This is a genomic window from Kribbella lupini (genome assembly GCF_039529595.1).
GTDB lineage: Bacteria > Actinomycetota > Actinomycetes > Propionibacteriales > Kribbellaceae > Kribbella > Kribbella lupini.
Map to the genome: position 1 here is coordinate 520,604 of NZ_BAAANC010000003.1, position 19,338 is coordinate 539,941.

At 69.4% G+C, this 19,338-nt stretch carries 19 protein-coding genes and 1 tRNA gene; 5 read left to right on the forward strand and 15 right to left on the reverse strand.

The genetic code is table 11. The features are described 5' to 3' along the window. Nucleotides 1–57: 57 nt before the first annotated feature. A complete protein-coding gene (locus ABD235_RS28650) occupies nucleotides 58–828 on the forward strand; it encodes an endonuclease/exonuclease/phosphatase family protein (protein WP_344179699.1) in 771 nt (256 codons plus the stop codon). Here ABD235_RS28650 and ABD235_RS28655 read toward each other — a convergent pair. From ABD235_RS28655 to ABD235_RS28665, 3 genes are read right to left on the reverse strand one after another with little or no spacing between them, the layout of a single operon-like run. Continuing rightward, the gene (locus ABD235_RS28655) at nucleotides 825–1,133 is read right to left on the reverse strand and encodes a hypothetical protein (RefSeq protein ID WP_344179700.1); all 309 of its coding nucleotides are present in this window, start codon (nucleotides 1,131–1,133) and stop codon (nucleotides 825–827) included. The genes ABD235_RS28650 and ABD235_RS28655 overlap by 4 nt on opposite strands. Then, entirely contained in the window at nucleotides 1,130–1,879 is a 750-nt protein-coding gene (locus ABD235_RS28660) for a class I SAM-dependent methyltransferase (protein WP_344179701.1), read from the reverse strand. Before ABD235_RS28660 ends, ABD235_RS28655 begins: the two co-directional genes overlap by 4 nt. 55 nt (nucleotides 1,880–1,934) lie before the next feature. Then, entirely contained in the window at nucleotides 1,935–2,633 is a 699-nt protein-coding gene (locus ABD235_RS28665) for a helix-turn-helix transcriptional regulator (RefSeq protein ID WP_344179703.1), read from the reverse strand. A gap of 49 nt (nucleotides 2,634–2,682) precedes the next feature. Here ABD235_RS28665 and ABD235_RS28670 point away from each other — a divergent pair, with 49 nt between their 5' ends. Further along, on the forward strand, nucleotides 2,683–3,372 hold the full coding sequence (locus ABD235_RS28670) for an alpha/beta fold hydrolase (protein WP_344179706.1): 690 nt from the start codon (nucleotides 2,683–2,685) through the stop codon (nucleotides 3,370–3,372). Between the two features lie 53 nt (nucleotides 3,373–3,425). On the opposite strand, the gene ABD235_RS28675 is transcribed toward ABD235_RS28670, so the two are convergent. Further along, nucleotides 3,426–3,499, reverse strand: a tRNA-Met gene (locus tag ABD235_RS28675). 106 nt (nucleotides 3,500–3,605) lie between these two features. Here ABD235_RS28675 and ABD235_RS28680 point away from each other — a divergent pair. Beyond that, nucleotides 3,606–4,568, forward strand: coding sequence for a GNAT family N-acetyltransferase (locus ABD235_RS28680; RefSeq protein WP_344179708.1), 963 nt, complete (start codon nucleotides 3,606–3,608; stop codon nucleotides 4,566–4,568). Between the two features lie 3 nt (nucleotides 4,569–4,571). Here the strand turns inward: ABD235_RS28680 and ABD235_RS28685 are convergent, their stop codons facing one another. From ABD235_RS28685 to ABD235_RS28710, 6 genes are all read right to left on the reverse strand, one after another. Further along, complete coding sequence (locus ABD235_RS28685; protein WP_344179710.1) at nucleotides 4,572–5,024, reverse strand: hypothetical protein; 453 nt, start codon at nucleotides 5,022–5,024, stop codon at nucleotides 4,572–4,574. A gap of 106 nt (nucleotides 5,025–5,130) precedes the next feature. After that, entirely contained in the window at nucleotides 5,131–8,106 is a 2,976-nt protein-coding gene (locus tag ABD235_RS28690; protein WP_344179713.1) for a UPF0182 family membrane protein, read from the reverse strand. A 4-nt stretch (nucleotides 8,107–8,110) separates the two neighbouring features. Then, the gene (locus ABD235_RS28695; protein WP_344179715.1) at nucleotides 8,111–8,677 is read right to left on the reverse strand and encodes a PPA1309 family protein; all 567 of its coding nucleotides are present in this window, start codon (nucleotides 8,675–8,677) and stop codon (nucleotides 8,111–8,113) included. Next, nucleotides 8,665–9,702 (reverse strand): YlbL family protein, encoded by a 1,038-nt coding sequence (locus ABD235_RS28700; protein WP_344179716.1) that lies wholly within the window; start codon nucleotides 9,700–9,702, stop codon nucleotides 8,665–8,667. Before ABD235_RS28700 ends, ABD235_RS28695 begins: the two co-directional genes overlap by 13 nt. Further along, entirely contained in the window at nucleotides 9,699–9,935 is a 237-nt protein-coding gene (locus tag ABD235_RS28705) for a hypothetical protein (protein ID WP_344179718.1), read from the reverse strand. The genes ABD235_RS28700 and ABD235_RS28705 overlap by 4 nt, the downstream gene beginning before the upstream one ends. A gap of 37 nt (nucleotides 9,936–9,972) precedes the next feature. Further along, nucleotides 9,973–10,398, reverse strand: coding sequence for a molybdenum cofactor biosynthesis protein MoaE (locus ABD235_RS28710; RefSeq protein WP_344179720.1), 426 nt, complete (start codon nucleotides 10,396–10,398; stop codon nucleotides 9,973–9,975). A gap of 151 nt (nucleotides 10,399–10,549) precedes the next feature. On the opposite strand from ABD235_RS28710, the gene ABD235_RS28715 reads away from it, so the two are divergent. Both ABD235_RS28715 and ABD235_RS28720 read left to right on the forward strand, forming a co-directional pair. Further along, nucleotides 10,550–11,884, forward strand: a complete 1,335-nt coding sequence (locus tag ABD235_RS28715; RefSeq protein WP_344179721.1) for a zinc-dependent metalloprotease — start codon at nucleotides 10,550–10,552, stop codon at nucleotides 11,882–11,884. Beyond that, the gene (locus tag ABD235_RS28720) at nucleotides 11,881–12,408 is read left to right on the forward strand and encodes an NUDIX hydrolase (protein WP_344179723.1); all 528 of its coding nucleotides are present in this window, start codon (nucleotides 11,881–11,883) and stop codon (nucleotides 12,406–12,408) included. The genes ABD235_RS28715 and ABD235_RS28720 overlap by 4 nt, the downstream gene beginning before the upstream one ends. Nucleotides 12,409–12,616: 208 nt before the next feature. Here ABD235_RS28720 and ABD235_RS28725 read toward each other — a convergent pair whose 3' ends face one another. From ABD235_RS28725 to ABD235_RS28745, 5 genes are all read right to left on the reverse strand, one after another. After that, nucleotides 12,617–13,219 (reverse strand): DUF2064 domain-containing protein, encoded by a 603-nt coding sequence (locus ABD235_RS28725; protein WP_344179724.1) that lies wholly within the window; start codon nucleotides 13,217–13,219, stop codon nucleotides 12,617–12,619. Nucleotides 13,220–13,228: 9 nt separating this feature from the next. After that, the gene (locus ABD235_RS28730) at nucleotides 13,229–14,887 is read right to left on the reverse strand and encodes a helix-turn-helix domain-containing protein (RefSeq protein ID WP_344179725.1); all 1,659 of its coding nucleotides are present in this window, start codon (nucleotides 14,885–14,887) and stop codon (nucleotides 13,229–13,231) included. 10 nt (nucleotides 14,888–14,897) lie between these two features. Next, complete coding sequence (locus tag ABD235_RS28735) at nucleotides 14,898–16,202, reverse strand: MFS transporter (RefSeq protein WP_344179727.1); 1,305 nt, start codon at nucleotides 16,200–16,202, stop codon at nucleotides 14,898–14,900. A 9-nt stretch (nucleotides 16,203–16,211) separates the two neighbouring features. Then, nucleotides 16,212–16,949 (reverse strand): SDR family NAD(P)-dependent oxidoreductase, encoded by a 738-nt coding sequence (locus ABD235_RS28740; RefSeq protein WP_344179728.1) that lies wholly within the window; start codon nucleotides 16,947–16,949, stop codon nucleotides 16,212–16,214. 75 nt (nucleotides 16,950–17,024) lie between these two features. Further along, nucleotides 17,025–19,262 (reverse strand): rhamnogalacturonan lyase, encoded by a 2,238-nt coding sequence (locus ABD235_RS28745; RefSeq protein WP_344179730.1) that lies wholly within the window; start codon nucleotides 19,260–19,262, stop codon nucleotides 17,025–17,027. Between the last annotated feature and the right edge of the window lie 76 nt (nucleotides 19,263–19,338).

The window sequence follows — 19,338 nt, forward strand, 5'->3', positions numbered from 1 at the left end:
TCGGTCGCACAAGAGCCAACACCGTTAAGCTTCCGGCAACTGGAAGGACGGTTGAAGTTGAGCCTGCGTGGGCACGTGAGCATCGCGACGCTGAACACCCGCGGGACACCGGTACGAGGCTCGCAACTCGCTGATCGGTACCGGTCGATCGGTGCGTTCTTCGACCGCTCGGACGTCGAGATCGTCAACTTCCAGGAGGTCCACACGTACCACCACCTGCGCTTGTTGCGGACCACGATGCCCTCGTACGGCGTGAGCTTCCGGCCGTCCCTGGCCGGTCCGGCCGGCGGTGTCGCGACGTTCGTACGCCGGTCCGCTGGGACGCGCGACTATCACCGACTGTCGATCGGCTCCGGAGTCTCTCGCTGGTCGCGAGCCAAAGCGTCCTTCAAAGGCGTGTTGCTGACGAGACTCGACGAACTCTGGATCGCCAACACTCATCTCCTGGCCAACACCGACGGCGACTGGTCGGACGAGAGCCGCTTCACGCCGATCCACCGCGGCCAACTCGACGCGTTGGCTCGCGTGATGGAGAGCACCGACGGGCCGCTGGTGCTGTGCGGCGACTTCAACGTCGCCCGCAAAAGCACGCCGTACAAGGCGTTCCTGGACCGCACCGGCCTCACCGACGCGTTCGACGGCCGGTGTCCACCGACGTTCCACGCCGAGTACCTGAGCCCGGGCAATAGCCCGCACTGCATCGACTTCATCCTCAGCCGCGGACTCGACGTCCAGTCCGCCGAACAGATCCTCACCGACAAGGTGCACCTGCCGGGTGGATCGATGTACGTCTCCGACCACGTCGGCCTGCGCGTGACAGTCAACTAGCCCGCGAGAGGCGGCAGGTCGATCAGCGGCAGCAACGCAGCCGGTGGGAAGTCGGGCCACGCTGTCGGTGATGCCTGGTCGGGTCTGCGGAGATGGCGCTCGATGAAGTGCTGGGTGTTGCGGAGGACTTTGACCGCGGCGCCGGTGTCGATGGCGCCCGCCTCCAGTGCGTCGCCGAGTTCGTCGAGGTCGAGGAGGTACTGCGGGAGGATCGGCACGTCGTACGCGATGACGGCGTTCGCCGTACGGACGCCGGGGCACCACTGGCCGGTGCGGTGCAGGACAGAGATCGCTTCGAGGATCACGACGGCTGGACGATCAGGGTGAACTCGTCGGCGTCGGGTGCGGCGGGGTTGCCGTGGTCGTCTTCGGTTCGGGTGATCGTGAGGCCGGCTTGGTAGCAGAGGGCTTCGGCTGAGGGCTGGGTTTGCCAGTGGATGATCCAGTCGCGGTCCGCGGACTCGGTGGTGCCGTCCGGAGTGTGGCGCTCGTAGCGGACTGTGGTGGTGCGGGTTCGGAGGGATCGGTCGTAGGTCTCCGACAGTGGGGTGTAGGTGAGGGTGGCGCCTTGGTCGTCTACTGCTTTGCGTTGGACGCCCAGGTCGGACGGCGGCGTGGGGTCGGGGATCCAGAGTGGGATCAGGGCCTGGCCGTCGGGGGTGAGGTGGTTGCGGATGGCTCGGAGTGCTCGGACGGCGGTCTCGTCGTCGGGGAGCAGAGTGAAGGTGGGGCCGGCCAGGTAGATCGAGCGGTACTGGCGTGGCAGCTTCAGGTCCTCCATGCGCTGGTGGTGCAGCGTGACCTGCAGACCGAGGGTGGCTGCGTTGGCTCGGCAGCGGTCGAGCATGTCGGCGGAGGAGTCGACGCCTTCGACGTCGAGGCCGGCCTGGCGCAGCGAAAGCATGGGTTCGCCGTCTCCGCATCCGAGCTCGAGGGCCGGTTCGCCTGTTGCGGTGACGAACGCGGCGTACGGCGCTGGATCGAAGCTCGACGACTTGAGTCGGGCGTAGGCGTCGACAACGATTCCGGTGTAGAACTCTGCGGCATCCATTGGGTCCGGAGCTTAGGTCGCAGCGGCGCTGCTCGGCCAGGCGTTTTCGCTCGGGTCAGAGTGCGGTGCTGACCGAGGCTGCTGTGGTGGGCGGGGTTCCGAGATCTTCGACGGGGAGGTCAGTGGCGGGCTGGGCGGTGAGGGTTGCGCGTTCGATGCGGTCGAGGCGGAACCAGCGGATGCCTTCGCGCTGCCTGCAGTAGGCGACCAGGAACCAGTAGCCGTCGCGGAAGGCGAGCAGTTGGGGGTCGACTCGGCGGGTTGTCGATTCGTCGTGGCGGTCGCGGTAGCGCAGGGAGAGTACTTTGCGCTGCTGGAGAGCTTGCTCGACGGCCTTGCGATGGCGCGGCTCAGTTGGCTCGGCCGTGTGGTTGATCCAGATGCGCTCGGTCAGGGCGTCCGTTTGCTGCCGGGCGTGCGGATCCATCACTCCCAGCACCTTCGTCAGGGCGGCTCGGGCTTGCTGGTCGAAGGGTTGTCCGCGGTGCGCGGCGATCACTGCTGCCAGCGCCGACGCCTCGGCGGCGGTGAAGTTCACCGGCGGAAGGGTGGCAGCCGCGTCGACGACGTACCCACCGATCCGGCCCGTCCGGGCCCAGATCGGAAAACCGGCCTGTTGCAGCGCGGAGATGTCGCGCTTGACGGTGCGCACACTGATCTCGAATGCGCCCGCAAGCTGCTCGGCGGTCCTGCCTCGGGGGCCGGCACGGCGGAGGTCCTCGCGGATCGCGTACAGCCGGTCGGTGCGATTCATGGCTAAACAGTGCCATAAGGGTGACATCCAGCACCGGGAGAATCGAAGCATGAACCAGGCGCATGAACCACTGCTGTTGCTGAGCGGCGCAGGACTTCCCAAATGGATCTGGGATCAGGTCCGCGCAGAGTTGACCGGATCTCATCCGACCGTGGTCGCTGAGCGGCCGCGCGCGGCTGACGCATCGCTCAGGGAGTACGCCGTTGCGGCGCTGGAGTCCGCGCCGTGGGAGCGGTTTGCGGTGGTTGCGCATTCGAGTGGCGGGACCGTGGCGGCGGAGCTGGTTGCTCTTGCGCCTGAGCGGGTGAGCGCGGTGCTGGCGGTGTCAGCTGTTGTGCCCGAGCCGGGGCGGAGCTTTGTCGGGTCGATGCCGTTTCCGCAGCGGGTGGTGTTGAGCGTGGCGATGCGGGTCGCCGGCACGCGACCACCGGACAGCGCCATTCGGCGTGGGGTCGCTGGTGGTCTGGGCCAGAACACTGCAGATCGCATCGTGGCGGAGTTCAAGCCCGAGTCGGTGCGGCTCTACCGGGACAAGGTGCAGGGTGGTGGGTTCCCTGAGCGCCGGGGCTATCTGTGCACGAACGAGGACGCTGAGCTTCCGGTCGGGTTGCAGCGTGGGTTCGCTCACAACCTCGAGGCGACGTGGAACGAGTCCATCGAGACCGGACATCTACCGATGCTCGAGGCACCTGAGCTTCTCGCCCGGCACATCGAGAAGTTTCTCGACGAGGAAGCCTGACACCACAGACACAAAGGCGAAGGCCCGGACCTAATGGTCCGGGCCTTCCACAGTAGCGGGGGCAGGATTTGAACCTGCGACCTCTGGGTTATGAGCCCAGCGAGCTACCGAGCTGCTCCACCCCGCGCCGTTGTGATGTCTTTAGTTTAGGGGATGGATGGGGGTAGAACCAAATCGGGGGTCGGAGGGAAATCGGGTGTGGGGTGGGAGGGGGCGGGAGTACGGTGCGGGACATGGCTGAGGTGGGGGTTCGGGAGTTCGGGTCCGGGGATCTGGGTGGGGCTGCTCGGGTGCTGGCGGAGCGGCATGGGCGGCATCGGCGGAGGCATCCGCTGTTGCGGGGGGACTTCGAGGATGTCGAGGTTGCCCGGGTTGCGGTGACCGAGGCTTGGGAGGCCGAGGGGGCCTCGGGGACTGTGGCGGTCAGCGGCGGGGAGGTTGTCGGCTACTTGCTGGGGGCACCTAAGGGGCCCGTGTGGGGGCCGAACGTTTGGGTGGAGGCGGCTGGGGTTGCGGGCCGGGACGCCGAGGTCATCAGGGATCTGTACGGCGTGGCGGCTGAGCGGTGGGTGGCCGAAGGGAAGACGGCGCAGTACGTGCTGGTGCCTGACGACGACTCGCTGGTGGATGCCTTCTTTCGGTTGGGGTTCGGGTCACAGCACGCGCACGCGATCCGCGGTCCGTTCGATGGAGAGGTCGCCGTGCCGGCGGGGATGACGGTTCGGCGTGCGGAGCGGCGGGACATCGGGGTACTGGCCGAGTTGGACCTGGTACTACCGAAGCATCAGGGAGCGTCGCCGGTGTTCTCAGCGGGTGAGGTGCCGACGGTGGAGGAAGCGGTGGCGGACTGGGAGGAGTCGGTCGACGATCCGGAGTACGCGACGTTCGTTGCCGAGGTCAACGGTCGGGTGATCGGGTCGGCGATCGGGTGCTCGTTGGAGAAGTCGAGCGCGCACCAAGGACTGGCGCGGCCCGACAACGCCGGGTTCCTGGGGTTCGCGGCGGTGTTTCCGGAGGATCGCGGCCACGGAGGTGGGCGGGTGCTGGGTGAGACGGTGCTGAAGTGGTGTGCGGCCAGTGGGTACGACTCGGTGGTGACGGACTGGCGGGTGGCGAATCTGCTGTCGTCGCGGACCTGGCCGCGGCTCGGGTTCGTACCGACGTTCCAGCGGTTGCACCGACTCATCGGGTACTAGCCGCTACTCGGGGTGAAAGCCCTCCGCAGTCGCCAGCAATTCCTCCTGGGGAAAGCGGGAGCGGTCGATGGTCAGTTCGGCGGCCAGGCCTGGTTCGACGAAGTAGAAGACCTGGCCGTCGGTGACGTAGCCGCCGTACGAGCCGATGCGTTGCGGCGTCAGCTCCCAGGTGGCCGGGTCCTTCTCGTGGTACTCGGTCAGGAACTCGCGCAAGGACTCCACGTCGGCGATGCGGTCGCCGCGGATGGTCTTCACCGTGAGGTCGACGGCGGTCGCGTCGCCGGTGGTGGTCTCCCAGACGCGGCTGTGGAAGGTGACGTCCTCCCACTCGTACTCGAAGTCGGACGCGGTGCCGACGCCCGCGGGGACGTGGGTGATGGTGAAGCCGTCCAAGGTGCACACCTCCGGTTGGGGGAACAGTCCGGCGAACAGGGCAAACAGAGCAAGAACGATCATGCCTAGAAGATGCCGGGGAAGTACCCAGTGCAGAGAACCAGAAAAAGAGCTGTGGACACAGCAGAACGGCGGCCTCCCCCGAAGGGAAGGCCGCCGCTTCAGAGACTCAGCCGGTCGGTGACGTCGGTGGACTGGTCGGCGTCGGTGGGGCTGTCGGTGTCGGCGTAGGTGTCGTCGTCGGGTTCGGCAACTGTGCTCCGGCCGCGATCGCCCGGGCCACGGCCGCCTGCGCCTTCTTCACGTTCGCCTGGTACCCGCTCAGGTCACCACGTCTCAGCGCCGCGTCGGCGTCGGCGAACGACTTGTCCGCGTCGGCCAGCGCCTGCTTGATCGTCTGGTTCGCCGGCGGCTGCTGCGGCGTGTTCGGGTCCTGGGGAGTCGGGTCGTCCGGCGTGTTCACCGACGTGTTGAAGACCTTGGTGAGCGCCTCCGACAGCGTCGACCCGAAGGCGACCCGGTCACCGAACGACACCAGCACGTACCGCAGGACGGGGTAACTACCCGGGCCGGACGTCCGCACCGAGTACACCGGCTGCACGTAGAGCAGACCGCCACCCAATGGCAACGTCAGCAGGTTTCCGTACTGCGCCCGCGCGCCGCTGCTCGGCTGGTTGATCGGCAGCAGCGCCGTTCTGATCCCGTCGTCGGTCTGGAACTTGTTGTAGACCTGCCCAGGCCCTGGGATCTGCACGTTCCCCGGTAGTCGCAGGATCCTGAACTGCCCGTAGTCAGGTGACGATGCTTCCGCGTCGACAGCCATGAAGGCGGTCAGGTTCTCGCGTTCCGCGTTCGGTACGTAGACCGAGGTGAGCGAGAACTTCGGCGAGTCCTGGCCGGGCATCCGCAGCGACAGGTAGAACGGCGGCTGGTTCTGCACCGGCGAGTCCGCCGTACCGGTACCGGTCGGGTCGGCCGGGACGCGCCACAGGTCGCTGTTCTGGTACCAGGTGCCGGCGTCGACCACGTGGTACTTGGCCAGCAGGTCGCGCTGCACCTTGAAGATGTCCTCCGGGTAGCGCAGGTGCGACATCAGCGCCGGCGAGATCTCCGAGCGCGGCTTCACCGTGTCCGGGAACGCCTTCATCCACGTCTTCAGCACCGGGTCCTTCTCGTCCCAGGCGTACAGCTCGACCGAACCGTCGTACGCGTTGACGACGGCCTTGACCGAGTTGCGGATGTAGTTGATCTCCTCGCTCGGCTGGGTCGCGATCGCCCCGCGACCGGTGGTGGTGTCCCGGGTGCTGTCGTCGAGCGCGACCTTCTGCGAGTACGGGTAGTTCGCCGAGGTGGTGTAACCGTCGACGATCCAGACCACCTGGCCGTCGACGACGGCCGGGTACGGGTCGCCGTCCGGGGTCAGCCACGGCGCGGCCTTCTCGACCCGCTCGCGCGGGTTGCGGTCGTAGAGGATCTTCGACTCGTCGTTGACCCGCTGCGACAGCAGCAGGTTCGCGTCGCGGAACTTGGTGGCGTAGAGCAACCGGTTGAAGAACGACCCGATCTTGACGCCACCCTTGCCCTCGTAGGTGTTCAGCGTCGGGTCGCCGCCGCTCTTGCCCTCGGGGGTGTCGAGCTCGACCGCGGCGGACCCCTTGGGCGCGCCGACGACCGAGTAGTCCGGCGACTGCTCGCCGAAGTAGATCCGTGGCTCGTACTCACCGAGGTCGCCGGTCGGCGGCAGGTCCTTCGACGAGAACACCGGCGTACCGTCGGCGGCTCGCTGGTTGCCGTTCGCGGCGACGACGCCGTAGCCGTGGGTGTAGACGGTGTGGTCGTTGTTCCAGTTGCGCTGGCCGGCCGGCAGCCGGTCGACCTGGACCTCGCGGACCGCGATCACGGTGTCGCGGGTCTCACTGCCGATCTTGTACCGGTCGACGTCGAGATCGGTCGGGAACGAGTAGAAGCCACGGACCTGCTGCAGCTGCTCGAACGTCGGGCCGACCACGCTCGGGTCGATCAGCCGGATGCCGGGCAGCACGTCGGCGTCGGCCTTCAGCTCCGAGTCGGTGGCGCCGGTCGTCTTGGCGGCGTAGTTCTCGACCTTGGTGTTCTCCAGCCCGTACGCCTGCCGCGTGGCCTCGATGTTCTTGGTGATGTACGCCGCCTCGCGGACCGGCTCGCTCGGGCGGACCCGCAGCTGCTGCAGCGCCGCCGGCCAGAGTGCACCGAGCAGCACCGCGGACAGGATCAGTACGACGGTGCCGACGCCCGGCAGCAGCCAGGTACGGCGTACGACGTTCGCGAAGAACAACCCGGCGCACAGCAGCGCTATGACCGCCAGGATCTCCTTGCTCGGCAGGACCGCGTTGTCACCGGTGTAGGAGATGCCCGTGAACAGCCGGCTGTCGGACGTCGTCAGGCCGTACCGGTCGAGCCAGTAGCTGAACGCCTTGAGCAGGACCAGCAGACCGAGCAGCACCGAGAACTGCACCTGCGCCGCACCGGAGGCCTTCTGCCCCTTCGCGGACGGGCGGAAGCCGCCGTACAGGTAGTGGGTGATGATCGCGGCGACCAGCGAGAGCAGGACGATCGAGTAGCCGAAGCCGAGCAGCACGCGCAGCCACGGGTAGTCGAAGACGAAGAACGCGATGTCCTTGTTGAAGTGCTTGTCGGTCACCCCGAACGGCGTGCGGTTGCGCCAGGCCAGGAAGACCTTCCACTCCCCCGACGCCGCCGAGCCGCCGAAGATCAGCATCAGCGCGCCGAGCACGCCGACCGCGATCTTGCCGCGCGACTGCAGCAGTTCGCCGTACCGCTCGAAGCCCGGGCTGGGCGAGGGTGCCAGAGCGACCCGCGGCCTGGTCCGGTACGCGACGACGACGTTGGCCACGACGGCCCCGGCCATCAGCAGACCGACGACCAGGAACAGCAGCACCCGGGTGCCGAGCACGGTGCCGAAGACCGAGCCCAGGTCGACCGAGCGGTACCACAGCCGCTGCGTCCAGACGTCGGTGAAGACGCTGAAGAGAATGAGCAGCACGATCAGCGTGGCGATGGTGGGCAGCAACGCCTTGGGGCGTTGCCCGGGAGTCCGCCGCGAACGCCGCGGCTCCTCCGGCATGTCGTAGACGCCGTCGCTCATGGCTTTACTTCTCCTCGCCGCTGGAAGGCTCGAATGTCAGAGACAGTACTTGGCAGAGGGTAGGAACCAAGTCGACGCCGGTCAGAACGGCGCTGTCCTCGTCGTGCGTGCGCAGCCGGACGGCGCCGAACTGCTCGCCGTCACGCAGTACGCCGGCCACCATGCGCACCTCGTGCCGGCGCGGATCGCTGCCGGCCATCCGGGCCAGCTCGGCGTCGGACTCGGCATCGGACAGGCCCGACTCGACCGACGCCGGCAGTACGACGCGCTCGAGCGCCAGCGCGCAGCCGGACACTCCTTCGGGCCACTCGATCTGACCCAGCACCTCGGCCAGGTTGCTGTCGTCGACCCCGCCGGGCAGCTCGCCCTGGGCCACCGGCGTCAGCGGCTGGGCCGCGTCGTCGGCACCGAGCTCGGCCGCCAGCTGCGGCTCGGCGGCCAGCAGCTCCTTGGTCGGCACCAGCGCGAACAGCTGCGCGGGCTGGTCCCAGCCCGCGCTGCTGACGTGCTTCTCGATCTCCACCACCGCCCGGCTGAGCGCGTCGGCGGGCAGGTTGTCTATCGCGTGCATGCGGGGACGTCTCCAGTTCCGGCGGACAAGGCCTTCAGGGCGCTGATGGCGTCGGTCAGCGTGCTGATCTTCACCAGCTGGATGCCGTCCACGCCGGCGTGCAGGGCGGCCTCGCAGTTCGGGGCCGGGACCAGGAAGACGGTGGCGCCGTCGTTCTTGGCGCCGGCGATCTTCTGCTGGATGCCGCCGATCGCGCCGACCTGGCCGAGCGCGTCGATGGTGCCGGTACCGGCCACGTGCTTGCCGTTCAGCAGCGGGCCCGGCGTCAGCTTGTCGTAGATGGCCAGGGCGAACGCCGTACCGGCACTCGGGCCGCCGATGTCCTGGCCGAGGTTGACGCTCACCTTGACCGGCGAGTCGACGCCGATCGTGATGCCGACCATCGGCCGGGTCTCCTCGCCGGGCGTCGCGGCGGCCTTGACCACGACGGTCTGCTCGGTGCTTCCACGGCGGATCAGGAACGTCACGTTGTCGCCGACCTTGTTCTTGCGGACCAGCTCGCCGACCTGCGGGATCTGGGTGGCGGTGACGCCGTCGACCTTCAGCACCACGTCACCGGGCTTGAGCTTGCCGTCGGCCGGGCTGTCCTTGGCCACCGACGCGACCTTGGGGTGGTACGGCGCCTTCGCGGCCTGCAGGGCGGCCGCGACCGCGCTGTCCTGCGAGCCGGTCATCTCGGCCGTGTTCTGCTCCTCCACCTGGTCCGCGCTCTGCTCGGGCGGGTAGATGATGTCGCGCGGGAACAGGTCGTGGTGCGGGTCGAGCCAGTTGCGCATCGCCTGCGGCAGCGTCAGGTCGCGGTCCGGCGAGGTGACCGAGACCGTGGTCAGGTCCAGCTGCCCGCTGGTCGGGAAGGTCTCAGCCCCGGTGACGTCGATCACCGGTTTGCCGTTGGCACTGCCGAGCGTGTCCTTCACCGGGCCCGGGCTGAACGACACGAACGGCACCGGGAAGACGGTGACGAGTCCGAGCGAGAAGACGAGCACGATGATGGCGGTGACCAGCGTGGCGGTACGACGTGTCACGAACCCTGCCTTGCGTTGGACCTGTGGACGAGACCGCGCAGCCCTGGGCGTCGCGCGGGAGTGGCCCGGGGGCCGGGAGCGGCGAGCGCGTCGGTGAAGCGGCGGAAGTCCTCGACCGAGGCGAAGGCGCCACCGGTACGACGAGGGCCGCGGGTCCGGCCGCGCCAAGCGGCCCAGCCCATGGCCAGGACGGTCGCGGCCAGCGGGAACGCCAGCCAGGCCAGGACCCTCATCCGGTCACCTTCGCAGTCATACGCCCCAGCGTACGGGTCAGCAGGCGCCGACCCACTCGCTCGCACCATCGGTGAAGTGCTGGTGTTTCCAAATCGGGACCTCCGCCTTGAGGTCGTCGATCAGCCGGCGGCAGGCAGCGAAGGCGACGTCGCGGTGCGCGGCGGCCACGGCGACGATCACGGCGGCGTCACCGATCACCAGCGGACCGGTCCGGTGCACCGCGGCGAGCGCGGTCACGTCGGGGTCCTCGCAGATCCGCTCGGCCACCTTGCGCAGGTGCGCGAGGGCCTCCGGGTGGGCTTCGTAGGTCAGCTGGTCGACCGGGCGCGCGTCGTCGTGGTTGCGCACCGTCCCGATGAACAGCGTCGTCCCGCCGGCCGACGGGTCCGCGACCGCGGCCAGGACCTCGTCGCTCGACAGCGCGGTGTCGCGGATGTCCAGCAGCCTGATCGCGTCGCTCATGACCTTCCTCATCTCCTACCGTGACCGCACACGCTATCCCAGCGGGGTTCGCGGACGGCGTACGGGCAAAACCGTTCGCCCCTGGAGGAACGGTAGCCCGCCCCCGGTACGTTGGAGTTGTACGCCCCACCTGCACAGGAAGGCCACCGAGATGAGCGACGAACCGGACAACCCGTTCAAGGGAACTCCGTTCGAGGCCATGTTCCAGCAGTTCTCCGGTGCGGCCGGCCCGGGCGGCACCCCTGACCTGAACGCCATTTTCGCCCAGGTCCAGCAGCTGCTCAGCGGCTCGACCGACGGCAAGCCGGTGAACTGGGACCTGGCCAAGGACATCGCCCGCAAGACCGTCGCCGCCAACGGCGACCGCTCCGTCACGGCGAACGACAACGACCGCGTCGCGGACGCCGTCCGGCTGGCCGAGCACTGGCTCGACCAGGCGACGACGTTGCCCGAGGCCTCGACCACGTCCGCGGCCTGGAGCCGTGCGGAGTGGGTGGAGAACACCCTGCCGACCTGGCAGACCGTGGTCGACCCGGTGGCCGAGCACGTCGCCGGCGCGATGGGTACGGCGCTGCCGGCCGAGGCGCAGCAGCTGGCCGGGCCGATGGCGGGCATGCTCCGCCAGCTCGGCGGCTCGGTCTTCGGCGCGCAGGTCGGCCAGGCGCTGGGTGAGCTGGCCGGTGAGGTCGTCAGCTCGTCCGACATCGGGCTGCCGCTCGGCCCTGCCGGGCAGGCAATCCTGCTGCCGGACAACGTGGCCAAGTTCTCCGAGGGCCTCGGAGTGACCGACGAGGACGTCCGGCTCTACCTGGCGCTGCGCGAGTGCGCGCACCAGCGGCTGTTCGCCGGTGCGCCGTGGCTGCGGCAGCACCTGTTCTCGCACGTCGCCGACTACGCGGCCGGGATCCAGGTGGACACCGGCAAGATCGAGTCCGCGATGTCCGAGGTCGACATGCAGAACCCGGAGGCCCTGCAGTCCGCGCTGGCCGGCGGCCTGTTCGAGCCCGAGGACTCCGAGCAGCAGAAGGCGGCGCTGGTCCGGCTGGAGACCGCGCTCGCGCTGGTCGAGGGCTGGGTCGACGACGTCGTCCGGGAAGCCACCAAGGACCGGATGCCCGCTGCCGTGCAGCTGGCAGAGACCGTACGGCGGCGCCGCGCGGCCGGTGGTCCGGCTGAGCAGACGTTCGCGACGCTGGTCGGGCTGCAGCTGCGGCCGCGCCGGCTGCGGGACGCGGCCAACCTGTGGGCCGCCGTACGGGATGCGCGCGGCGCGGACGGTCGCGACGAGCTGTGGTCGCACCCGGACCTGCTGCCGACCACCGCCGACCTGGACGACCCGATCGGTTTCGCCCAGCAGACCAGTGGCTCCGAGCTGTCGGACTCGGACATCTCGGACTTCCTGGACCAGGCCGACAAGGACGAGCAAGCGCCGAAGGACGACGGCGGCGACTCGGCCCCGGGCAGCGACAGCGACAAGGACCAGTGACGCTGCACGACGACGCCGCTGCCGTACTGACTCGCTGGACTCCCCCGGACGCGGAGCAGGCCGCGCTCCGGGAGCACTACCTGCGCTACCTGGCCGAGCACGAAGACGGTATGTGGCGCAGCAGCTGGCCGGAGCACCTCACGGCGTCCGCGCTGGTGGTCGACGCGAGTCAGGGTCGGGTGCTGCTCACACTGCACCGGCTGGTCGGCAGGTGGCTGCAACTGGGTGGGCACTGCGAGCCGGGCGACACCACGCTGGCTGGTGCCGCGCTGCGCGAGGCGACCGAGGAGTCCGGGCTGTCCGACTTGAAGGTCAGCGGCGAGCCGTTGCAGCTGTCGCGGCATCTCATCGAGGCCGGTGGATGTAGTGGTGCGTACCACCTGGACGTGCAGTACCTGGTGACGGCGACAGCCGGGACGGACTACGTGGTCAGCGAGGAGTCGCACGACCTCGCCTGGTTCGACGTCGAGGCACTGCCGGCCGACCTCGACCACACTGTCGCCGAGCTGGTCGGACGCCTCTGACGGGTGTGCGGGCCGGTCCCTGTGATCCGGCCCGCACACGTCTGTCCGGGATTCGTCGCTCCCCCCCTCGCCGGGCCCCGCCGGTATCACCGCCCCTGAACGGCACCGACGGGCTGGCCCGGTTGCGGCGAACAGCCCTGGTGGACACCCCCATGTCCCCGCTGACAGGTGAAACGAGCCAAACCCCGGAAGGTGACGGCTCAGGTAGTTACTTTCCGCGGAGAAGCGCGCGGGTGGCGTCCCAGCCCTCGAGGCCGGGGTCGAGGCGGGCGAGGTCCGCGCCTGAGCGGAGGCGGTGCCAGCCGGGGCCGAGGGCGACCGCGTGGCGGCGCGGCTTGAGGTGTTCGAGCGTGCCGAGCGGGGTGTCGAAGGTCGGGTCGGCGGCGGCGACCCAGGGCGCGACGGGCCGCCGTACGCCGATCGCGCAGAGCGAGCCGTCCTCGGCGGGGGTCACCGCGAGGTCCGCCGACGAGAGCGCTCGGAAGAGCTTGCCGATCAGGAGCCCGGGCAGATCCGGTACGTCGTGGCTGACGGCCACGGTCGCTGCGGTCGGACCGGCCTTCTCGACAGCATCCAGGACCGACTCCGCGGCGAACACCGGAGTACCGGGCCAGGTGAGCCCAGCGACCTTGGCGAGACCGGCGGCGTCTCCTCCGACGACAGCAACAGCCACCTCGACCAGGTCGAGAGCAGCGAGTACCTCGTACGTGTCCTCGGCCAGCGCCAGTCGCCAGGCCTCAGGCTCGCGGCCGGGCGGAGCCCACGTGCCGGCCGCCGGTACCACCAGCACTACTACCCGTCGGTCGATCACCGGCTGAGCCTAGCTGTGCAGCGTCCGCAGCAAACGCAGTGCCACCTGTACGTCGAGAGCGCGCTCCGGCTCCTGCCAGCCGTCGCCGAGCAGTGCGGTGATCCGATCCAGGCGCTGCTGGACCGTGTTGGGGTGGATGTGCAGGGCGGTGGCGGCTCGGGTCGGGCTCTGCCCGGCGGCGAAGTAGGCCTCGAGTGTGCCGACCAGGTCGGTGCCCCGCTGGGAGTCGTAGGCGGTCACCGGTCCGAGGACGTGGGCGACGTGCGCCTTGACGTCGACCGTCGCGGCTCCGACCAGCCCGGCGACGCCCAGGTCGTCCGGTGTGGCTGCCTGGCCGGACTTGCCGAGGCGAAGCATGGTGGAGGCCAGCCGGGTCGCCTGCTGGTACGTGTCGACGAGCGGCTGACCCCAGCGCGCCGGACCGGTGACGGCGATCGTCAGCCCGCAGCGCCGGGCGACGTCGTTCAAGGCTCGCGCGGTCACGAGCGTGTCCGGCTCGGCGAGCAGCAGCACGAGATCACCGGCGTACGGTCCGGCCAGTACGAGCCGTAGCGAGGCCGGGAGACGAGCCAGTACGCCGGTGTGGTCGCCACGGCAGACGGCGACGACCAACTGCGTCGGCAGATGCCGGGTCGGGGCGAGCAACCGGAGCCGGTCGGCCAGAGCGCGAGAGTCCGCCGTACCGCTGACCGCGTCAGCCAACAGGTCGGCCTGCGCTCGCTGCGACTGCTCGGCGGCCTGCCGCCGGAACAGCAGCACCAGTGCGGTGACGACAGCCGCTCGCTCCACGATCCGCTGGTCCGCGGCGGACAGGTCGTCCACTCCGCCGACCACCAGCGCACCGAGCCGTTCGCCCTTGGCAGCAGCCGCGACCACCCAGCAGTCGCCCGTCCGGACCAGCCGGCCGTCTACCGAGGCCACCGCGGCCGTGGCCAGGTCCAGCGAGACCGGACCGGCCGCGGCAAGCTCGTTGCCCAGCGCATCGAACAGCACGACCCACACGTCCAGCAGCTCGGCCAGTGCCGCAGCAATCGCGTCGACGTCCCCACCGGACAGCACGATGTCCGCGAACCGGTCGTGCGCCGCGGCGGCGTGCTCCACCCCGGCATGAGCCTCCGACAGCTGCTCCAGCGCAGCTGCGGTCTCCGCGGCCGCCCGGACCTGGACGATGGTCACGGCGGCGAGTGCGGCCAGCGAGCCGAGCAGCGAAACCTCGTCGCGGCTGAAGGGCCGAGCGGTCCGGTTGGAGGCGAACAGCACGCCGACGAACGCGCCGTCCACGATCAACGGCGTACCGAGAATGGCCACCAGGCCTTCCTCGCCGACGGCGGAGTCGATCGGGCCGGTGTGCCGGAAGCGGTGGTCGCTCGGGTAGTCGGCGGTCCAGTACGGCTTGTGCGTCTCGGCGACCAGTCCCCCGAGCCCCGCGCCGAGCGGGACGCGCAACTGCTGGAAGGCCGCCGAGACCGAGCCGTCGGTCGCCCGCATGTAGGTGTCGCCCCGGGCGGCGTCGTACAGGGTCAGGTACGCGACGTCGGTGCCGATCAGCGTGCGGGCCCGGTGCACGATCGTGTTCAGGACCCGGCCGGGGTCGCGGGCGGACGCCAGCTCGAGAGCGATGTCCACCAGAGCCCTGAGCTCGGCTTCCCGCTTCCGGCCGGCGTCCATGTCCCTCCTCCTACACCTTCGCGAGGTCCCGCTTGCTGGTCTCGCCGTAGCTGGTGACGGCGATCAGCGAGATCACCGAACACACTGCCACGTAGATCGAGATCGCGTAGCCCGAGTCGTACGCCTTCAGCAGGGCGACCGCGATGAACGGCGCCAGCCCGCCGGCGACGATCGAGGCCAACTGGTACCCGACCGACACCCCGGAGTACCGGACCCGCGTGCCGAACAGCTCGGTGAAGAACGATGCCTGCGGCCCGTACATCGCGCCGTGCAGCACCAGTCCGATGGTCACCGCCAGAGTCGCCAGCGCGAAGTTCTTCGTGTCCACGAACGCGATGAAGACGAACGCCCAGATCCCGACGCCGGCCGCGCCGAACAGGTACACCGGCTTGCGGCCGACCCGGTCCGACAGCGCGCCCCACAACGGGATCGCGCAGAAATGGATTGCCGCCGCGATCAGCACGGCGTTCAGCGCGAACGACTTGCCCAGGCCGAGGTGGTCCTTGGCGTACGTCGCGATCACGATCGTGAAGATGTAGTAGCTGACGTTCTCGGCCATCCGGGCGCCCATCGCGGTCAGGATCTCGCGCGGGTACTTGGTGATCACCTCGACGAACGGGATCTTCTCACTCGGCTCCTGGTTCGCGCGGGCCTGCTGGAACAGCGGCGACTCCTCGATCCGCAGCCGCACCCACAGCCCGACCAGGACCAGTACGGCGGACAGCAGGAACGGGATCCGCCAGCCCCACGAGTTGAACGCGGCGTCACTCTGGAAGGCCGCGAGCCCTGCCAGTACGCCGTTCGCGATCAGCTGGCCGGCGGGAGCACCCGCCTGCGGCCACGACGCCCAGAAGCCGCGCCGGGCCGGGTCGCCGTGCTCGGAAACGATCAGGACCGCGCCACCCCACTCGCCGCCGAGCGCGAAGCCCTGGATCAGCCGCAGCACGGTCAGCAGGATCGGGGCCAGCGCACCGACTTGCGCGTACGTCGGCAGCAGGCCGATCGCGAAGGTGGCCAGGCCCATCATCAGCAGCGACAGCACCAGCAGGTTCTTGCGGCCGATCCGGTCACCGAAGTGGCCGAACACGACGCCACCGATCGGCCGGGCGAAGAACCCGACGGCGAAGGTGGCGAAGCTGAGCAGGGTGCCGGTGAGCTCCTCGCCCTTGGGGAAGAACAGATCGCCGAAGACCACGGACGCGGCGACGCCGTACAGGAAGAAGTCGTACCACTCGACGGTGGTGCCGACCAGGCTGGCGCCGACCACGCGGGCGATCGGGGTCCGCTCGCGGACCGGTGGGGTGTGCGTCGACATGCTTGCTCCTTAGTGGGCGGTCCAGCCGCCGTCGAGGACGAACGAACTCCCCGTGAGAGAGGCCGACGCGGGACCGCACAGCAGCGCGACCACCTCGGCGACCTCGGCCGGCTCGATCAGCCGCTTCACCGCGACCGGTTCGAGCAGGATCTTGTCCAGCACTTCCGCCTCGGTCAGGCCGTGCACGGCGGCCTGGTCGGCGAGCTGGGCAGTGACCAGCGGCGTCCTCACGTACGCCGGGTTCACGCAGTTGCTGGTGACGCCGTGCGCGGCGCCCTCCAGCGCGACGACCTTGCTGAGGCCTTCGAGCCCGTGCTTGGCCGCGACGTACGCCGCCTTGAACGGGCTGGCCCGCAGGCCGTGCACCGAGCTGATGTTGACCACGCGGCCCCAGCCGGCGCCGTACATGTGCGGCAGGCTCTGCCGGATCAGGCGGAACGGCGACTCGAGCATGAGCCGCAGGATGTAGCCGAACCGCTCCGGCGGGAACTGCTCGACCGGAGCGACCAGCTGGACGCCCGCGTTGTTCACCAGCACGTCCACGTCGGTCGGCAGGTCCGCCAGCCGGTCCAGGTCGGACAGGTCGGCCTGCACGGCGTCGATGCCGTCGCCGGCCACCGCCTGCAGCCCGTCGGCGTCGTAGTCGACCGCCACGACCCGCAGCCCCTCAGCGGCGAGCCGGTGGGCGCAGGCCGCGCCGATCCCCGAGGCGGCGCCGGTGACGAGTGCACGACGTGGTGTGGTCATGCGAGGACTGTAGGAAGCCGAACGCCGTGGAGCCATGGGCTGGCGGCACACAACGATGCCGCCAGCCATGTGGTGTCACCTCACCAGCGGAACCTTCGCCCAGTCGATGTCCGAGCCCAGGTAGAAGCCCGTGTACGACGGCTGGTTGTACGTCGTCTGCTGCCGGGCCACCTCGACCCGGTACTGCGGGTCGTGCATCAGCGTGTACAGCTTGCGGTCGGTCCGCTCGGTGCTCAGGTAGATCCGGATGGCGCTGCTGTCCGCCGTACGGACCAGCAGTTCCTCGCGCCAGTCGCCGAAGAGGTCGGCGACCAGCGACGGGTTGCCCTTGGTGCCGTTGTTGGTCAACGTGCCGGTCGCGGTGAGCAGAGTGCCGCGCCGCCAGTCCTTGATGGTCGGCGTGACGGCACCGGCGCCGTCCACGATCTGCGTGGTCATGTCGGCGGCCCAGCGGATGCTCTGGTTGGTCCCGGGCATCGCAGTGCCCAGCGCGTCGCCGTCGGCCGTCCGGAGTCGCATCGCCCAGGTCTCCAGCCCCGGCTCCTCCGGCACGATGTCGCCGACCATGCCGCGGCCCGTGTCCCGGCCGGAGTACTCGCCGTAGATCACCTCGCCGGTCCGGGCGTCCCGCAGGGCGTACCCGTACGGCGCGGAGGTGGCGCCCTCGTGGACGGTGAAGATCTCCTTGCCCGGTCGCTGCGGGTCGATGTCGGTCACGTGCATCGCGTCGCCGTGGCCCAGCCGGGCCAGCTCACCAGGTGCCGCGCTGCCCGGCGGGAGCACGTCCTTCGAGCTGTAGAGCACGCTGCCGTCGTCGTCGATGGTGGCAGCGCCGTACACGATCTCCTGCCGTCCGTCGTCGTCCACGTCCGCCGCACTGAGCGAGTGGAACCCCTGCGTGGTGATCGACCCGTACGTCGGGTCGGTGCCGTCGCGGCCGTGCGGACTGTCGTTGAAGGGGTTGGTCATCGGCGTCCAGCCGCTGTCGATCGCCCAGCCCTTGGTGATCCGGTGGCCGTTCCAGCCGTACGTCGCGAGCGTCGTACGGGTGTAGTAGCCGCGGGCGAAGACAGCTGACGGGTGCTTGCCGTCCAGGTAGGCCACGCCGGCCAGGAAGCGGTCGACCCGGTTGCCGGGCTCGATGCGAGCCATCGCGTAGTCGCCCCAGCGGAGTCCGTCGTCGGTCCGGCCGGGCTCGTAGCGGATGGTCTGGAGCTCCTTGCCGTCGGAGCCGCGGAAGACGCTCAGGTACTCGGGTCCGCTCAGGATGAAGCCCTCGAAGGCACGCAGCTGGTTCCTGGTGCTGCGGGCGGGGGCGTAGACGTCCATGAAGTAGTCGACGAGGGCCTGGGCGTCCGGCTCGTTCAGCGGATAGGCGTACTTGTCCGGGATGCCGAAGGCCGCCTCCAGCGTGGCCGGCCACTGGCCGCTCTGCACCTCCGGCTGCTGCTTCCACTGGAGGAACAGGTCGACCAGGTGGTCGTAGTAGTCGGCCTTGCTGACCCGGTAGTCGTCCTGGTGGCTGTAGCCCGCCCGGCGGTCTGCCGCGGGCATGGTGATGTAGCGCTGGGACTTGACCCGGCCGGCACGGTCGTACGTCGTCACCTTCGTACCGGGCGCGGTCTTGAGCATGGTCTCCGAGCGGCCGTCGCCGTCGAAGTCGTAGACCAGCACCTGGGTGTAGTGCGCCCCGGCCCGGATGTTCACGCCCAGGTCGAGCCGGTGCAGCAGGGTGCCGTCGGTCTCGTACGTGTCGACGTACACGTTGCCGGTGTAGCCGACCTGCGACACGTCCTTGGCGTTCGAGGGGTTCCAGACGACGACGTACTCGTACTGGCCGTCGCCGTCCACGTCGCCGACGCTCATGTCGTTGGCGGCGTACGTGTAGATCTCCCCGGCCGGCGTGACGCCGTCGGCCGGCTTGCGCAGCGGCAGTTCGGTGTAGCTGTTCGCCCACGGAGTGACGGAGGCGCTGCGGTCCCTCTCGCGACCGTTGACCAGCGAGACGACTCGGTAGCGGTTGGTCTGGGTACCGGCGGGGTCGACGTAGTTGGTGCTGTCGGTGACCGTGGCGATCCGGTGGCCGTCCCGGTAGACGGCGAAGTCCGTACCGGTCAGGCCGTGGTCGGAGTGGCCGGTCGCCTCGGGGCCGAGCAGGCGCCAGCTGAGGAAGACGCCCTCACTGGTGGCAGCGGCGACCAGGCCGCGGTCCAGGCGTTCGAGCTGGGGTCCGGAGTGAGTTGCGGCACTGGCCTGGGTCGGCGAAAGCACCAGCGCGAGTGAGGTGAGCAGGACGGCGGCTTTGGAAAGCATGAGCGGATCCCTCGGGCGGAGTGGCGGCGGCAAACGCTTTCCTCAGCACGCTAGGGCGGGCCGGGGTGAGCTGTCG

What these genes read in the sequence shown, in the direction of transcription:
- ABD235_RS28660 (WP_344179701.1), bottom strand. Translation starts at nt 1,879, where the DNA reads ATGGATGCCGCAGAGTTCTACACCGGAATCGTTGTCGACGCCTACGCC.
- ABD235_RS28665 (WP_344179703.1), bottom strand. Translation starts at nt 2,633, where the DNA reads ATGAATCGCACCGACCGGCTGTACGCGATCCGCGAGGACCTCCGCCGT.
- ABD235_RS28670 (WP_344179706.1), top strand. Translation starts at nt 2,683, where the DNA reads ATGAACCAGGCGCATGAACCACTGCTGTTGCTGAGCGGCGCAGGACTT.
- ABD235_RS28680 (WP_344179708.1), top strand. Translation starts at nt 3,606, where the DNA reads ATGGCTGAGGTGGGGGTTCGGGAGTTCGGGTCCGGGGATCTGGGTGGG.
- ABD235_RS28685 (WP_344179710.1), bottom strand. Translation starts at nt 5,024, where the DNA reads ATGATCGTTCTTGCTCTGTTTGCCCTGTTCGCCGGACTGTTCCCCCAA.
- ABD235_RS28690 (WP_344179713.1), bottom strand. Translation starts at nt 8,106, where the DNA reads ATGAGCGACGGCGTCTACGACATGCCGGAGGAGCCGCGGCGTTCGCGG.
- ABD235_RS28695 (WP_344179715.1), bottom strand. Translation starts at nt 8,677, where the DNA reads ATGCACGCGATAGACAACCTGCCCGCCGACGCGCTCAGCCGGGCGGTG.
- ABD235_RS28705 (WP_344179718.1), bottom strand. Translation starts at nt 9,935, where the DNA reads ATGAGGGTCCTGGCCTGGCTGGCGTTCCCGCTGGCCGCGACCGTCCTG.
- ABD235_RS28710 (WP_344179720.1), bottom strand. Translation starts at nt 10,398, where the DNA reads ATGAGCGACGCGATCAGGCTGCTGGACATCCGCGACACCGCGCTGTCG.
- ABD235_RS28715 (WP_344179721.1), top strand. Translation starts at nt 10,550, where the DNA reads ATGAGCGACGAACCGGACAACCCGTTCAAGGGAACTCCGTTCGAGGCC.
- ABD235_RS28730 (WP_344179725.1), bottom strand. Translation starts at nt 14,887, where the DNA reads ATGGACGCCGGCCGGAAGCGGGAAGCCGAGCTCAGGGCTCTGGTGGAC.
- ABD235_RS28735 (WP_344179727.1), bottom strand. Translation starts at nt 16,202, where the DNA reads ATGTCGACGCACACCCCACCGGTCCGCGAGCGGACCCCGATCGCCCGC.
- ABD235_RS28740 (WP_344179728.1), bottom strand. Translation starts at nt 16,949, where the DNA reads ATGACCACACCACGTCGTGCACTCGTCACCGGCGCCGCCTCGGGGATC.
- ABD235_RS28745 (WP_344179730.1), bottom strand. Translation starts at nt 19,262, where the DNA reads ATGCTTTCCAAAGCCGCCGTCCTGCTCACCTCACTCGCGCTGGTGCTT.